Source organism: Streptomyces sp. NPDC006510 (genome assembly GCF_040611955.1).
GTDB lineage: Bacteria > Actinomycetota > Actinomycetes > Streptomycetales > Streptomycetaceae > Streptomyces.
Genome location: NZ_JBEXPH010000197.1, coordinates 1 through 14,522 on the forward strand (window position 1 = coordinate 1; position 14,522 = coordinate 14,522).

General features: G+C 69.3%; 14 protein-coding genes and 4 pseudogenes. 4 read left to right on the forward strand and 14 right to left on the reverse strand.

Going from position 1 to position 14,522, the window contains the following annotated elements; genetic code table 11:
* Positions 1-441: hypothetical protein (locus ABZY11_RS36435; protein WP_356483276.1), on the reverse strand; the 441-nt coding region annotated here is incomplete at its 3' end.
* 383 nt (positions 442-824) lie between these two features.
* Here ABZY11_RS36435 and ABZY11_RS36440 point away from each other — a divergent pair.
* Positions 825-1,478: a hypothetical protein gene (locus ABZY11_RS36440; protein ID WP_356483277.1), complete on the forward strand. Its 654-nt coding sequence runs from the start codon at positions 825-827 to the stop codon at positions 1,476-1,478.
* Positions 1,479-1,525: 47 nt separating this feature from the next.
* Here ABZY11_RS36440 and ABZY11_RS36445 read toward each other — a convergent pair whose 3' ends face one another.
* From ABZY11_RS36445 to ABZY11_RS36490, 10 genes and pseudogenes are all read right to left on the reverse strand, one after another.
* On the reverse strand, positions 1,526-2,314 hold the full coding sequence (locus ABZY11_RS36445) for a hypothetical protein (protein WP_356483278.1): 789 nt from the start codon (positions 2,312-2,314) through the stop codon (positions 1,526-1,528).
* 259 nt (positions 2,315-2,573) lie between these two features.
* The gene (locus ABZY11_RS36450; protein WP_356483279.1) at positions 2,574-2,816 is read right to left on the reverse strand and encodes a hypothetical protein; all 243 of its coding nucleotides are present in this window, start codon (positions 2,814-2,816) and stop codon (positions 2,574-2,576) included.
* A complete protein-coding gene (locus ABZY11_RS36455) occupies positions 2,816-3,808 on the reverse strand; it encodes an aldo/keto reductase (RefSeq protein WP_356483280.1) in 993 nt (330 codons plus the stop codon). The genes ABZY11_RS36450 and ABZY11_RS36455 overlap by 1 nt, the downstream gene beginning before the upstream one ends.
* A gap of 79 nt (positions 3,809-3,887) precedes the next feature.
* A pseudogene (locus ABZY11_RS36460) lies at positions 3,888-4,648 on the reverse strand (SDR family oxidoreductase).
* Positions 4,645-5,985 (reverse strand): enolase C-terminal domain-like protein, encoded by a 1,341-nt coding sequence (locus tag ABZY11_RS36465; protein ID WP_356483281.1) that lies wholly within the window; start codon positions 5,983-5,985, stop codon positions 4,645-4,647. Before ABZY11_RS36465 ends, ABZY11_RS36460 begins: the two are co-directional and overlap by 4 nt.
* A gap of 11 nt (positions 5,986-5,996) precedes the next feature.
* Positions 5,997-6,848, reverse strand: a complete 852-nt coding sequence (locus ABZY11_RS36470) for a fumarylacetoacetate hydrolase family protein (RefSeq protein ID WP_356483282.1) — start codon at positions 6,846-6,848, stop codon at positions 5,997-5,999.
* Positions 6,845-8,179: an alpha-L-fucosidase gene (locus ABZY11_RS36475; protein ID WP_356483283.1), complete on the reverse strand. Its 1,335-nt coding sequence runs from the start codon at positions 8,177-8,179 to the stop codon at positions 6,845-6,847. The genes ABZY11_RS36470 and ABZY11_RS36475 overlap by 4 nt, the downstream gene beginning before the upstream one ends.
* The gene (locus ABZY11_RS36480) at positions 8,176-9,021 is read right to left on the reverse strand and encodes a carbohydrate ABC transporter permease (protein WP_356483284.1); all 846 of its coding nucleotides are present in this window, start codon (positions 9,019-9,021) and stop codon (positions 8,176-8,178) included. Before ABZY11_RS36480 ends, ABZY11_RS36475 begins: the two co-directional genes overlap by 4 nt.
* A complete protein-coding gene (locus ABZY11_RS36485) occupies positions 9,018-9,863 on the reverse strand; it encodes a sugar ABC transporter permease (protein ID WP_356483285.1) in 846 nt (281 codons plus the stop codon). The genes ABZY11_RS36480 and ABZY11_RS36485 overlap by 4 nt, the downstream gene beginning before the upstream one ends.
* A gap of 2 nt (positions 9,864-9,865) precedes the next feature.
* Positions 9,866-10,159, reverse strand: a pseudogene (locus ABZY11_RS36490) (helix-turn-helix domain-containing protein); the annotation flags it as partial.
* Between the two features lie 47 nt (positions 10,160-10,206).
* Between ABZY11_RS36490 and ABZY11_RS36495 the strand changes: the two are divergent.
* Positions 10,207-10,506: pseudogene (locus ABZY11_RS36495) on the forward strand (integrase core domain-containing protein); the annotation flags it as partial.
* A 180-nt stretch (positions 10,507-10,686) separates the two neighbouring features.
* Complete coding sequence (locus tag ABZY11_RS36500; RefSeq protein ID WP_356483286.1) at positions 10,687-11,205, forward strand: IS5 family transposase; 519 nt, start codon at positions 10,687-10,689, stop codon at positions 11,203-11,205.
* Here the strand turns inward: ABZY11_RS36500 and ABZY11_RS36505 are convergent.
* The 3 genes and pseudogenes from ABZY11_RS36505 to ABZY11_RS36515 form a co-directional block, all read right to left on the reverse strand.
* Positions 11,123-11,695 carry a hypothetical protein gene (locus tag ABZY11_RS36505; RefSeq protein WP_356483287.1) on the reverse strand — a complete coding sequence of 191 codons (573 nt, stop codon included), beginning with the start codon at positions 11,693-11,695 and terminating at the stop codon, positions 11,123-11,125. The two genes, ABZY11_RS36500 and ABZY11_RS36505, sit on opposite strands and share 83 nt — an antisense overlap.
* A 122-nt stretch (positions 11,696-11,817) precedes the next feature.
* Positions 11,818-12,230, reverse strand: a pseudogene (locus ABZY11_RS36510) (IS5 family transposase); the annotation flags it as partial.
* 4 nt (positions 12,231-12,234) lie between these two features.
* Complete coding sequence (locus tag ABZY11_RS36515) at positions 12,235-13,476, reverse strand: MFS transporter (RefSeq protein WP_356483288.1); 1,242 nt, start codon at positions 13,474-13,476, stop codon at positions 12,235-12,237.
* A 72-nt stretch (positions 13,477-13,548) separates the two neighbouring features.
* Between ABZY11_RS36515 and ABZY11_RS36520 the strand changes: the two genes are divergently transcribed.
* Entirely contained in the window at positions 13,549-14,433 is an 885-nt protein-coding gene (locus tag ABZY11_RS36520) for a LysR family transcriptional regulator (RefSeq protein ID WP_356483289.1), read from the forward strand.
* Positions 14,434-14,522: the final 89 nt, after the last annotated feature.

Genomic DNA, 14,522 nt, shown 5'->3' on the forward strand with positions numbered 1-14,522 from the left:
GGCCGCCTCACCGCCATCCGAGCGTAGGCCGATCAGCCCACCGAAGAACCTGTAGGCCAAACAGACGAACCACACCTGATTCCTGATAGACCCGCAAACGACTACTGGGTGACAACTGCCCCGATACTCGTTCCGCTCGTGACCGGTCTGGGACACCGGGTGGCAGGGCTGCTTCCGCCTCGTCCAGAACCACGTCCAGGCCGGCGGCATACTCCCGGGGCTGCGGGCGACGTCGTCGCGCAGGACGAAGACCTCGGACAGTGGGCGAACGTACAGCGGCACGGGTGGGAGCAGCTTCTGCCTGTACAGCAGTGGATCCGGGAGAACACCCTCAAGATCACACCAGCTGAGGACTACGAACGGCCGGTGAAACAGACCCAGGACGCGAAGTGGGCGGCCAACCTCGCAGCAGCACAGCAGTTCCACGTCCGCGAGGGGCATCTGAGGGTGCCTCGGAAGCACGTCAAGGAGCTGATGCGGGCGCGTCCCCGGCAGGCCGTCAGAACGGCGCTGAAGAGGTCGTGGTGGTCAAGCTCGGCACGTGGCTCGACAACCTCCGCAAACGCGCCGCGAAACTCCCCGAGCAGCGGCGTGGAATGCGCTCAGCATGCGCTGGTAGGCCGGACACATGACGCTGACGTTCCATCCCTGGCCGTGTCAGTGGCCCGGCGAGCGGTACTGCCTCTGCGACCCCGCTGACGCCCAATCTCACGTCTTTCAAGGCACATAAAACGAGATTAGGAGCTTGCATCGCGTGCACCCTCCGCATTACAGTCTCGCTCGCAAGGTGTGCTCTTATTCGCTTCTTCCAGCAAGGGAATGACGTGAAGCTCCACCTGATCGTTGAGGATCCCGATCCCGCCTTCCAGAAGGCCCTCCTGGCGCTGCTCGCCGAACACGCCGGCAGCTTGAAGACCGCCGGGCCGGCCACCGACTGGTCCGACCCGGAGACCGCCTCCCGCTACTACCTCTCCCTGCCGGCTACCGCCCAGCGCATCCTGCGCGAGGCCGCTACCCGCGAGGACGGTTACGTGCCGGCCGATGTCCTGCGCGGTCCGCACGGCGAGGGCAAGCTCACCGGCAGCAGCGGTGCATTCAAGGCCGCGCTGAAGCGCGGCGTCCGTCGTAACTGGTGGATCGCGGACCAGGTCTCGCCCGTCCTCGCTGAGGGCCCTGGTTTCGGAAAGGTCGCCGGCTACCGCATCCGCACCGATGCCCTTCCCGCGTTCCAGGCCTCTGTCGCCACCCACCAGCAGGGCCAGCTCGCCAGCCAAAAGGACTGCCTCGCCGAGGCAATCACCGGCGAGGGCGGGGAGTGGGACGCTCAGCGCTCCGTCGCCGCGCTCCACGAGATTGGCCACGCCGTCGACGAGAAGCGCGCCCGGCAGATCCTGCGCGACCTCGCCGCGGACGGCATCCTCCAGCGCGTCGACACCGATCGAGCTGTCTACCGCCTTGCTGACGACCCGGAACAGTAGGTCACCGGGAGGCCGAACCCGCCCGGCGCCGGCCAACCCTCGACGCCCTACAGGCTGGCCATGGCCAAGGTGGTGACAAGCTGCCCGGCTTCAAGGTGGTGGGTGAGGTCGAGACCGCTGTCGATCAGGGTGAGGACGGCGTGATGCCGGGCGGCGGGGATGGCCGCGATCTGGTTTCCGTCGCGGTTGACCCTGATGGTCGCCGGCTTCTTGCCTGGGTGGGTCAGGGTGACCGGCCCGTCTCCGGTGCCCGGGCCTACCCGTGCAAGAGGGATGGTCACGGGATGGCCCCGCAGCAGTTCGTTGAGCGGGTTAGCCGGCTTGCTCACGTAATCGAGGATGTCCTCGACCTCGTATGTGTTGGCCTTGTACGCGGTGACCCAGCCGTCGATCTGCTGATCGGCGACCCAGGTGCGGAGCTCACCGGAGCCGATTCCGGCCTCCGCCGCGGCGCGGCCGATCTGGTGGGCCAGGTGGTGGGAGGTAATGCCGGAGGTCAGCAGCTTGATGGCCTGCTCGGTGTCGACACCGTACCGGATGTGCCAGGCCGTGTGTGCGAACAGGCGGGGCGTGGTGGGGGTGTCAGCAGGGGTGGGTATTGACGAGGTTGACCAAGGCGCCGGCTGTCCAGCTGATCGCGTGCTCGAAGGCCTTGCTGATGCTGTGCACGGCCTGCTCCAGCGGCTGGGGATCGGCTGGCAAGCTGTCAGCATCCAGGTGCGGGCCAGTTCCGGGATGGAGGTGCCGGAGATCCAGTCCCGGATCGCGCCGCTGATCGGCACGTCGGCGGCGAAGCCCCCGTTGCGTGTCCCGGTGTCCCGGTGAACTTCCAGCACCCGAAGGTCTCGGGCATCACCAGAAGGCTCTCGAAGACGTCTTGCTCGGATAGGAAGCTCAGAGTCTGCTCCAGCGGCCATTCGGGCGGCCCCAAGAAGACGCTGATCTCGTCCAGGGTGTCTGCGGGAGCCGCTTGGGCGACCATCTGCTCCGCGAGGCGCTGTACGCCTCCCGAGCGAGCGATTCGGCAGCACGGCCTGGCCTCCAGACAGCGTCTCGTGAACAGGAGGAAGGCCGGTTTCAAAAATCGTCCCTGCCTCAAGGCCTGCTGGGCGGGGTGGACGACCAGGTCCGCTGGAGCGGGTCGGTCGTCCACCCCCAGGAATCCACACTGGTCAGCATCCGAACAGCCCCGGACGAGAACCGGTCCTCACAGCCGCTGCGGCCGGAGCAGCCGCGGACCGATGTGTGGCCAAGACGTTCGAGGATGGTCACCACCGCCCGCCCGCTGCCGGGGAAGAGGGTGTCGTTGAAGCAGGTGACGAAGAGCGCGACATGCATCAGTGCACTTCTTGGGGAGTCGGGATGCCCGCGGTGAGCAGGCCGAGTGCCTTCAGCTCCTCCCACAGGGCTGCCGGGGCGGGGCTCTGGAGCATGGCTGCGGCGTCCTCGATCTCCGCGTGGTTACGCGCGCCGACCAGGACACTCGCGACGGCCGAGTGCCCGAGCGGGAACCGCAGGGCGGCGGCGCGCAGCGGCACCCCGTGCCGCTCGCACACCACCTGGAGCTCCAGGGCCCGGGACAGGAGTGCGTCGGAGGCGGTTGTGTAGTCGAACGTGGCGCCGGGGCGGGGGTCGGCCAGCAGGCCGGAGTTGAAGACGCCGCCGACGACCACACCGACACCGCGCTCGGCGGCCAGGGGGAGCAGTTCGGTGAGGCCGCCCTGGTCGAGCAGGGTGTACCGCCCGGCCAGCAGAACGGTGTCGATGTCGGTCTCGCGTACGAACCGGGTGAGCAGCCCGGCCTGGTTCATGCCGACGCCGATCGCGCCCAGGACGCCTTCGGTGCGCAGCCGTTCCAGCTCGGGGTACGCCTCGGTCAGTGCCTTTTCGGCGTGGTCGTCCGGGTCGTGGAGGTACGCGATGTCGATGCGGTCCACGCCGAGCCTTTCCAGGCTGGCCTCCAGCGAACGGCGTACGCCGTCGGCGCTGAAGTCCCACACCCGCTCGTGGGTGGCCGGGACGGCGAAGCCGTTGGCCAGGTCGTCGCCCGTCACTCGCGCACGGGGACGGAGCAGTCGGCCGACCTTGGTGGAGAGCGTGTACTGCTCGCGCGGACGCTCGCGCAGCCCCTGTCCGAGCCGCCGCTCGGACAGACCGAGGCCGTAGTGCGGGGCGGTGTCGAAGGTGCGGATCCCGGCGGCCCAGGCGGCGTCGATGGTCGCGGCGGCGTCCTCGTCACTGACCGGGCGGAACAGGTTGCCGAGCGGCGCGGCGCCGAGAGAGAGCTCGGTGACCGGTGTGGTGCTGGTCCCGAGTGGTGTGCTGAGCACGGGTTTGCCTCTTGGTGGTGGAGCCCGGTCGGGCGCGGCATGGTCAGGTGTCCGCGCCCGGCCGGTGGTTCGGGGAGGGTCAGCCTGCGGCGGGGCGCAGGCGCAGTCCGGCCATGCCGCCGTCCACGGCCAGGGCGGTGCCGGTGACACTGCCGGCGACAGGGGAGGCGAGGTAGGCGATGGCGGCCGCGACCTCGTCGGCGGATACGAGTCGGTCGGTCGGCTGGCGGGCGTCGAGGGCCGCGCGTTCGGCGGCCGGGTCGGCTGCCTGATCGAGGAGCCGGCCCACCCAGGGGGTGTCTACGGTGCCGGGGTTCACGCAGTTGACGCGGATGCCCTCGCGGACGTGGTCCGCGGCCATGGCGAGGGTCAGGGAGAGGACCGCGCCCTTGCTGGCCGAGTACAGCGCCCGCTGCGGAAGGCCTGCCGTGGCGGCGATCGAGCAGGTGTTGACGACCGAAGCAGCGCCCGAGCGCCGCAGATGCGGCAGGGCTGCCCGCGTCGTGCGAACGATGCCGAGGACGTTCACGTCCAGGACGCGGTGCCACTGCTCGTCGCCGTTGTCCTCGACCGTGCCGACAGCGCCGATCCCTGCGTTGTTGACCAGGATGTCGAGGCCGTCGAGCGCCTCGGCGGCCTCACGTACGGCCGCCCGTACCGACGCGTCGTCGGACAGGTCCGCCGTGAGCCGAGCAGTGGATCCGGCACATCCTCGGGCGCAAGGTCCAGCACGGCGATCCGCGCACCACGCTCGGCGAGCAGCCGTGCGGTGGCCAGCCCGATGCCGGAAGCCCCGCCGGTGACCAGCGCGCGCAGGCCGTCGAGATCGCGCCCCGTCATGTCGTGGCCTCCGTCCCGGAGCCGGTGCGGACGGTGGCCAGGTCCGCCGCCCAGAAGTCACCGTCCGGGTAGTGGTAGGTGTCGATGGCTGCCTGGTCCATCTGCGCGGAGAAGCCAGGGGTGGACGGTGCGCGGTAGTGGCCGGCGTCGATCACGACCCGGTCCAGGAAGTGCTGGTGGAGGTGGTCGACGTACTCGATCACGCGGTCCTCGGTGGTGCCGGACAGGGCGACGTAGTCGAACATCGACAGGTGTTGCACGAGTTCGCACAGTCCGACCCCGCCCGCGTGCGGGCACACCGGCACCCCGAACTTCGCGGCGAGCAGCAGGATCGCCAGATTCTCGTTCACCCCGCCGACCCGTGCTGCGTCCAGCTGCAGCACGTCGATCGCGCCGGCTTGGAGCAGCTGCTTGAACACGATCCGGTTCTGCACGTGCTCGCCGGTGGCGACCTTGATCGGGAGGACACCGTCGCGGATCGAGGCATGGCCCAGGATGTCGTCGGGGCTGGTGGGCTCTTCGATCCAGTACGGGGCGAACTCGGCCAGCGCCCGCGTCCAGCTGACGGCTTGGTCGACCTCCCAGCGCTGGTTGGCGTCGATCGCGATGCGGATGTCGGGTCCGACGGCGGCGCGGGCGGCGCGGCAGCGCCGGATGTCGTCCTCGATGTCGGCGCCGACCTTCAACTTGATCTGGGTGAAGCCGTCGGCGACGGCCTGCTCGGCGAGCCGAGTGAGCTTTTCGTCACTGTAGCCGAGCCAGCCGGGGGAGGTGGTGTATGCCGGGTAGCCCCGCTCCCGGAGCCGCTCGGCGCGTTCAGCCGCACCCTCCTTGCCCTGCCTCAGGAGACGCAGCGCCTCGGTGGGCGTGAGCGCGTCGGTGAGGTACCGGAAGTCGACCTGTCCGAGCAGCCACTCGGGCTCGGCGTCGGCGAGCAGCTGCCACAGCGGCTTGCCTTCGCGCTTGGCGGCCAGGTCCCAGACGGCGTTCGTCACGGCGCCGATGGCCATGTGCATCACGCCCTTCTCCGGCCCCAGCCAACGCAATTGGCTGTCTCCGATCAGGTCGCGATACAGCAAGCCGGGGTCGGCGCACAGGTCGTCGACCGGCCGTCCGACGACGTGTGCGCGCAGCGCGTCGATCGCGGCGACCTGGACGTCGTTGCCGCGGCCGATGGTGAAGACGAAGCCGTGGCCCTCAAGGCCGTCGCCCGTATCCGTGCGCAGCACAAGATAGGCGGCGGAATAGTCCGGGTCGGGGTTCATCGCGTCGGAGCCGTCGAGCTCTCGCGAGGTGGGGAACCGTATGTCGTAGGTGTCGAGCGCGGTGATCCTCAACGGTTTTCCCTTCAGGCCTGGTTGAAGGTCTGGCGCTGGCTGCCGAGACCGTCGATCGATGGTTCGACCACATCACCCGCGCGCAGGTACGGGCTGCCGGACAGGCCCAGGGCCACCCCGGCCGGAGTTCCGGTGTTGATGACGTCACCAGGCCGCAGCACCATGTACTGGCTCAAGTACCAGACCAGGTATGGGACATCGAAGATCATGTTCTTGGTGGTGCCGTCCTGACGGACCTCACCGTTCACAGCCAGCCGCATCCCCAGCGCCTGAACGTCACCGACCTCGTCCGGTGTCACCAGCCACGGCCCCAGCGGGTTGAACGTCTCGCACGACTTCCCCAGGTCCCACTGCGGGGAGTACTCCAGCTGGAACTCACGCTCCGAGACGTCGTTGCTGATCGCGTAACCCGCGACACAATCCGCCGCCTCCTCCGGACCGGCCAGGTACCGCGCCTCACGGCCGATGACGACGGCCAGTTCCACCTCCCAGTCCGTCTTCACCGACCCACGCGGGATCATCACCTCGTCGTACGGGCCGACGACCGTCCCTGGGTCCTTCATGAACACCACCGGACGCTCCGGTACCGCCGCCCCGGTCTCCTCCGCGTGGTCGCGGTAGTTGAGCCCGACGCACACCACCTTCCCCGGCCGGGCGACCGGAGCCCCGACCCGCAGCCCATCCGTCTCCATCAGCGGCAGCGTGCCGGCATCGAGCGCCGCACGGACCCTCTCGACACCACCCGAAGCGAGGAATGCCCCGTCGATGTCGCCCGTCAGGCTTGAGAGGGCGAACGTCCGGCCGTCGGCTGTCCGTACCGCTGGCGTCTCCGCCCCGGCAGCCCCGAGTCGCAGCAGCCTCATGAGGTCCCTCCGGCTGAGGTGGTGTCGTCCTTCAGCTCGATCCTCACGACCGTGTCGACCGGATCGGGCAGCGGATAGGTGAAGTGGCCGACCTCGCCGAACTGCACGAAGGGGATGTCGGGGTACGAGGCCACGACCCACTCCTCGCACAGCTTCAGCTCCCGGCCGTCGGCGAGCAGACTGATTCGCTCGATGGCGTCCTTCGGTACGCCGGTCAGCGGCAGTGGACCGATCGGGGCGCGCAGGACGTGGGCGTATACGGTCGAACCGGAGCGGGTGTAGTAACCCCACTCGGGAGTGCCGAAGCCGGCAGGCCCGGCTCCGTACACGGACTCGCCGTTGGCCTCCAGCCAGTGGCCGATCCGCCGCAGTCGTTCGACGGCCTCGGGCTGGATGGTGCCGCGCGCGTCGGGGCCGACGTTGAGCAGCAGGTTCCCGCCCTTGGCGACGCACTCCACGAGCTTCGTGATGACCTGTCCCGGGGACTTCCACAGATCGTCGCCGGCGGCGAACCCCCAGTTGTTGTTGAGGGTGACGCACGCCTCCCACGGCACCGGAGTGCCGTCCGGGGTGCGGAAGCCCTCGACCGGGATCACCTGCTCGGGGGAGACAAAATCCCCGCAGTACGAGGTGGGTTCGCTGGTGACGATGGATCCCATGCCCTCGCCGCTGGTCTCCAGGCGGTTGTCCATGATGACGTCCGGCTGGAGCTCGCGGACCATCGCCACGAGGTCGGCGGCCCCCCACTGCTCCGGGCCCATCCCCTCGTAGGAGAAGTCGAACCACAGGATGTCGAGCTTGCCGTAGTTGGTGCACAGCTCCCTCACCTGGCCGTGCAGGAAGGCCCGGTATGCCTCCAGGTCGGGCTGGTGGGAGGCGAAGGCGGGGTTGTCGCGCTCGGGGTGTGCCCAGTCTCCGTAGTGCGGGTAGTCGGGGTGGCGCCAGTCCAGTAGCGAGAAGTAGAGGCCCACCTTGATGCCGCGGGCGCGGAACGCCTCCAGGAACTCGGTGACCAGGTCCCGGCCGATGCCGTTGTGCATGCTGCCGTAGTCGGTGAGCGCCGTGTCGAACAGGCAGAACCCGTCGTGGTGCTTGGCCGTGAGCACGGCGTACTGCATGCCGGCCCGTTCGGCGAGCTCCGCCCAGCCGTGCGGGTCGAAGTCCTCGGCGCCGAAGCCGTCGACGGCGAACTGGTAGTCGGCGAACGGGACGCGTTCGTGGGAACGGAGCCATTCGCCGCGGGCGGGCACGGCGTACGGTCCCCAGTGGATGAACATGCCGAAGCGGTCGTGCCGGAACCACGCCGAGCGTGCGAAGCGGTCCTCGGTCATGCCTTCACCGCTCCCGCGACCATCCCGCTCACGATGTACTTCTGCGCCGCGAGGTACACGGCGACCACCGGGAGCATCGTCAGGACGAGGTTGGCGCACACCAGCCCGTAGTCGAAGCTGTGCGTGGTCTGGAAGGTGAACACCGTCATGGGGAGGGTCCACCGATCGGCGTCGGGGATCAAGAAGAGCACGTTCTGAAACTCGTTCCAGGCATAGGTGAAGACCAGGACCAGCGCCGTGAAGCTGACCGGTCGCAGCAGCGGGAAGATGATGGTGAAGAACAGCCGCAGCGAACCCGCACCGTCCAGCAGCGCCGCCTCGTCGATCTCCCGGGGCAGCTGCCGGATGAACCCGACGTAGGTCAGGGTGATGAAGGGGATCTGCACGGCGATGTCCGTGAGGATGAGACCGAGGTACGAGCCGCCCAGGCCGATCTCCTGGAGGAGCCGGATCGCCGGGATGAACGCGAACGGTGCGACGAGGCCGGTCAGCAGATAGCTGTAGACGCCGCCGGTGACCCGGCCCGGGCGGCGGGCGATCACGAACGCGGCCATCGAGCACACCAGGACCGTGCCACCCGTGACACCGGTCGCGATCAGGACGCTGTTGCCGAGGGCTTGGAGCGAGTCGCCGGTGGTGATCACCGTGAGGTAGTTCTCGAAGTGCCAGCTGCGCGGGAGGGCGAAGCTCATCGTTCCCGACTCTGTGGTCCCCTTCACGCTGGTGATCAGCACCAGGTACAGCGGAGCCAGGAAGACCAGGGCGACCAGGGCCGCCAGGGTGTACGTGGCCGAGGAAGCGAGGATCTTCCGGGCGCGGGGCCGGGCCGGTCGGCGGGTCATGCCGTCGCCTCCATCCTGCGGACGAATCGGTTGATCACCAGGGCGACGGAGATGATCATGAGGAACTGGACGAATTGGACGGCGGCGGCGTAGCCGAGGGCGCCGGTGTTGAGCTGCTTGTAGACGTACGAGGTGAGCACCTCGGTCGCGGTCCCAGGACCGCCGCCGGTGGTGGCGTAGATCATGTCGAACGCCTTCATTCCGGTGATGAAGGTGAGCAGCGCGGCCAGGTTGATGGCGTGGCGGATGTACGGGATCTTGATGTGGAGGGCCACCTGCCAGGGGCCGGCTCCGTCGATGTGGGCGCTCTCGATCAGCTCCGTCGGCACCGCCTGGAGTGCGGCGAGGACGAGGACGACGGTCCAGCCGACGCCCATCCAGGTGTCGACGGCGGTGACGCTGTAGAGCGCCAGGTCGAAGCTGCCGAACCAGTCCTGCGCCAGCCCGAAGGGCTCCAGGAGGACGTTGAGCGGGCCGTCGGCCTTGAGGATGTAGCCGAAGAGCAGGCCGACCACGATCGTGGAGAACATGATCGGCAGGTAGACGACGACGCGCAGGAACTTGGCGCCGCGGAAGGTTCGGTCGAGGAGGAAGGCGATGGCCACGCCCAGGACCGTCTTTCCGACGGTCACGCAGGCGGCGTAGGCGAACTGGTTCCAGGTGGCGTTCCACAGCACGGAGCTGTCGTCGGCCATCAGACGGTAGTTGTCCAGACCGACGAAGTGTGTGTCCGGGACGAAGGTCGAGGCGTCGGTGAGCGAGAGGTACATGCCGAAGAAGGCCGGCAGGAGGAAGAAGACGGCGACCGCGGGGACGAGGAACGCGTACCGGTAGGTGCGCACCACCCGGCGCCCTGGGCATGCCAGACGGCGATGTCCTCCCGCTCGGGAAACGACAGGTAGCGCCCGGACACATCATCAGGAAGACACGGATTCACGCCGCCAGCGTGCCGGAACCAGCGGAATCCCACCGGCCCGGACACCCCGGCAGCACTGCACGCATCCTCGGTCTTGGCACCCCGAGCGATCGCCGTCCAGAACCTGACCCTGTCCTCACGCCAGGCCACCGACGGCCTGCCCGGCGACGGCATCAACCCCCGATACGCACGAACCTGCTTGTGCCGCTCCACAGAGCCCATCGCTCCACCTCCCGATCAAGGTGTTGCGACGATCAGTTGAATCCGTCCAGTACACCAGCCGAGCCTTCGCTGATGCCTGCCGCCTCGCCGACGTCCGCCAGAGCATGAGCGCGGTCGGCAGCAGCGCGGACAACGCCGCCGCGGAATCGTTCAACGCGACCTTCAAAAGAGAGACGCTGAAGGGGCGAAAGGGCTGGCCAAGCGAACGCGAGGCCCGACTCGACGCCTTCCGATGGCTGTCCCGCTACAACACCCGACGCAGGCATTCCCGGCTCGGCCAGCGCTCCCCGATCGCTTACGAAAACACCTTCCGCACAACAGCAACTACCCTGACCCGAGCCGCATAGACGTGTTCAAGATCCGGGGTCAAGGCCCGCTCTGCCGGTCGATTTCCCGTACTGGCGGGCGGTCTACGACTTCTTCCGCCGCTGGCGGACCTACGACTACGTGCGTGAGCTGTACGAACGCCTGCGATGTTCGGCCAGGGAGCGTGCAGGCCGCAACGCCGAGCCCCCGACAGTCAGTCGGTGGACGCCTCCGAGACCGTCGGCGAGGACAGCCGCGGATACGACGGCGGCAAATCACGCGACGGCCGCAAGCGTCACATCCTGACCGACACCGACGGCCTGCTCCTGGAGGTCACCGTGACGACAGCGGACGTCCACGACTCCAAAGCCGCCCCCGCGCTGCTGGAGACCTTCATGGACCAGCCGGGCCGGCTGGTGAAACTCGTGTGGGTCGACAGTGCCTACCAGGGCCCGGCGCTGGCGAAGGCGTTCGCCCGCCACGGAGTCCGGATCGAGGTCGTGCGCCGATCCGACGGACAACGCGGCTTTGTCGTACTGGCCCGCAGGTGGGTGGTGGAGCGAACGCTGAGCTGGCTCTCCCGCTCACGCCGCCTCAACCGCGACCACGAACGCCGTGCCGATCACCACCAGCAGATGGTGTGGTGGGCCGCCACGATCAGGCTGTCACGGCGTCTGGCCGGCGACGCCCCGCGCTGGCCGGAGAAGCGTCCCGACCGACTGGCCCGGGCCCGGGCATGAACCGTCCGTTCTTCTCCCGCACCAGCCAGCCCCGCTTCTCCAGCGCATACGCACGGTGACGGATCTTCTCCACCTCGTTCTTGCTGTCCGCCTCCCGGCCCACCGCCCGCGCCAGCTCCACCCCGCTCACCGGCCCCGAAGCGGCCACCACCACGGCGAACACCTTCCGATACAGACCACTGAGCGCCTCCTCACCCATGCCCGACCGCCACACCGGCGGCCGCTCGTCATACCCAGCCCCCGCGCCGGAGCCGCCCGGTCCCACAGCGGAAGCCGCCTCACCACCAGACGGCACGGAAACCGGCACATTCACCGCGCTCTCCTCGGCCAGCACCGACACGAGCTCCTCCCGACCCACCCGAGCCCGCTCGACACGCTCCCGCGCGGCATCCACCTCCGCCTGAGCCTGCTCCAGGACCTCCGTCCAGGACTCCAGATCCTCCCTCGCCCGCGCCTCACGCCGTTCCATCAACCCCAGCACCGACGGCATCGCACCCTCCTCGATCAACAACAAGCCGTCCGCTGCCTGCCCCCACCCCTAGACGAACATGCCCCGAGCACGAAGAAGCCCCCGCTCATCGAACGGGGACTCCCTTTGCCACAACGCACTAAGCCCCGGGAACGCCCCAGGGCTTCTCCGGGCAGGGCGAGGTCTTCGATCGTGGCCGTGCACCCACCAGGGCGGCGGGCCCGGCCGCGTGCTGGTGGGCGCGCACCACGCTGGAGTCGATCGAGATGACCCAATCGATGCGCCCGGCGTCTTCCTGACCGGTCTGGACGTGCTCCAGGACCCGGTGCCAGGTCCCGTCCGCGGTCCACCTGCGCAGGCGTTCGTGCAGGGTCTTCCAGGGCCCGTAGCGTTCGGGAACGTCGTGCCAGGGCGCTCCGGTGCGCAGCTGCCACAGGATGCCGTCGACGACCTGCCGGTGGTCGCGCCACTGCCCGCCGCGCCCGGAGGAGGGCATCAGGGGGTCGATCAGGGCCCACTGCTCGTCGGCCAAGTCGTCACGTCCTGTCACGGTTATTTGCTCAGCCGGCGGCCGAACCTGCGCCAGCCTTGATAGGGGTTCGGCGGCGTGTCTTCCATGCCCACCCGGCCCCACAGACCGCGACGGCGATCTGGAGCAGGCCGGTGGCCACGAGCACCGGGCCGGGCCCGCCCCACCCGATCAGGGCACCACCGGCCAGCAGGCCCAGCGAAGTTCCCCCGGAGTGCAGGACGGTCTCCGCGGTGAACGCCGCCCGCCGTTCGGCCCCATGGGTCTGAGCGCTGATCAGGGCGTTGAGCGCGGCGATGCCCCACGGCATCGCAGCCCCGCCCACCGCGGCCACCACTGCCACCCCGGCCAGGTTCGGAGCGACCAGGGGCAGCAGGACGAACACGGCCCCGAGGACCACCCAGGAGGCCACCATCGCGGGCACGCGGGGCAGACGGTCGATCACGAGCGGGACCAGCAGAGAGGCGATCACGGACGCGGCCCCGTACCCGCTCATCGCGGCCGCGACGACCTGTCCGGGCATGCCGTGCTCGACGCCCAGGACCGCCAGGCCCAGGCTGAACCCGAACCAGCACACCCCGCCCACCCCGGCCATCAGGATCCCGGCAGCCACCTGCGGGTGCTCCCGCAGGACCGCCACCGCAGACACCCTCCCCACCTCGTGCTCGTCGGTCTGGTCCTGGTGGCGGGCGGGCCCGGCGGCGGGAACGGCCAGGAAGGCCAGCGCTGCCAGTGCGACCACCGCGGTCTCGCACCACAGCAGGGGCTGCGCTCCCCAGGCGGTCACGGCCCAGGCACCGGCGGGCGGGGCGAAGATCATCGAGACCCGGTGGGCCAGGTCCTGCCAGGCCAGCCACCGCGCGGGTCCGGACCTGCCACCCCGGGCAACGTGCTCGTCGGCAAGGTCAGAGACCAGGGCCCGCTCGGCGGGCCCCAGCAGGGCCCCGGCCACGCCCGTGACCAGCCCGGAGGCGCACAGCGCGACCGCACCGACCTGCCCTGCCGTCGCGGCCAGAGGCACGATGACCAGGCCGGCCGCGTTCACGCCCATCACCACCGCCAGCGCCCGGCCCGAGGTCAGTCGATCGCGCAGGTCCCGACCCCACCAGCCCACGGTCAGCAGGGGCAGACCCGCCATGCCCCCGACCAGGCCGGTGGTCCAGGCGTGCCCCGTCTCGGCCAGGGCCACCAGGGGCAGGGCCACGGCTGTCATCCTCGTGCCGATCCAGGTCACGAACGTGATCACGGTCAGCAGCAGCAGTTCTGTACGCACACACCGATCCTCGAGGGCCACCCCTGCCGCCGGTAGGTGCTCCGTGACGGGCCCGGCTCATACGCTGTGGGCATGACCTACCGACTGCGGACAGAAGACCTGGTGCTGGCCGAGGCTGTGGCTCGGCACGGATCGGTGGGTGCTGCTGCGAAGGAGCTTCTGACCACCCAGCCCTCGGCCTCGCGCCGCCTGGCCGCGCTGGAACGCCGCCTGGGAACCCGATTGTTCGAGCGGGACACCACCGGGGCCCGGCCCACCCCGGCCGGACGGGAGCTGGCCCGGCAGGCTGCGCGCCTGCTGGCCGACCTCGACGCCCTGCCCGCCCAGGTCCTGGCCGCCACGCAGGCAGCCACCCTGCGCCTGGGCACGATCCAGGCACTGGCTCCGATCGTGTTCACCGCAGCCCAGGTCGAGCTGCCCGGCGTGGACGTGCAGGCCGAGGTCGACCACGGGCCGGTCCTGGTCGGGCAGGTCCACCAGGGCCTGCTGGACGCCGCGATCATCACGATCGCCGACCAGGCCGTCCTGCCCCACGGCCTGCAGACCACCCCGATCGGAGCGTCCTCGCTGGTCCTGGTCCTGTCCGACGGCACCCCGCCCCAAGGCCGGGGAAGGACACCCCTGGCCGGACGCGAGATCCTCTACTCCTCGATCGACCTGGCCGGACAACCCCTCCACGAAGCCCTGTCCGCCCTGGGCGCGCGCCCTCGGCCCGGGCCCACTCTCGAGGCAACCCTTCGCATCGCCCGCCACCAGAAGATCCCGGCCCTCGTGCCCGCCCTCGCCGCCCGCTGGTGGAACGACCCCGGCGACACGGTCCTGCCCTCGCCCGTGCCGGGGAAGGTCGCCCTGCACCTGGTCACCCGCCCGCCCCAGCACACCCTGCTGGCACGGGATCTGCCAGCACTGACCGCCCGGATCCTGGGCGCACCACAGGATTCACAGGACAGGCCCTAGTAGCAATACCGGTGATTTAGGTGTTTTTCTGGCGTTTGCTGGCGGGTTTGGTGGGCGGGATGAGTGTGACTGTTCTGGCTGGTGGTCGG

What these genes read in the sequence shown, in the direction of transcription:
- ABZY11_RS36450 (WP_356483279.1), bottom strand. Translation starts at nt 2,816, where the DNA reads ATGCATGTCGCGCTCTTCGTCACCTGCTTCAACGACACCCTCTTCCCC.
- ABZY11_RS36470 (WP_356483282.1), bottom strand. Translation starts at nt 6,848, where the DNA reads ATGAGGCTGCTGCGACTCGGGGCTGCCGGGGCGGAGACGCCAGCGGTA.
- ABZY11_RS36475 (WP_356483283.1), bottom strand. Translation starts at nt 8,179, where the DNA reads ATGACCGAGGACCGCTTCGCACGCTCGGCGTGGTTCCGGCACGACCGC.
- ABZY11_RS36480 (WP_356483284.1), bottom strand. Translation starts at nt 9,021, where the DNA reads ATGACCCGCCGACCGGCCCGGCCCCGCGCCCGGAAGATCCTCGCTTCC.
- ABZY11_RS36505 (WP_356483287.1), bottom strand. Translation starts at nt 11,695, where the DNA reads ATGCCGTCGGTGCTGGGGTTGATGGAACGGCGTGAGGCGCGGGCGAGG.
- ABZY11_RS36520 (WP_356483289.1), top strand. Translation starts at nt 13,549, where the DNA reads ATGACCTACCGACTGCGGACAGAAGACCTGGTGCTGGCCGAGGCTGTG.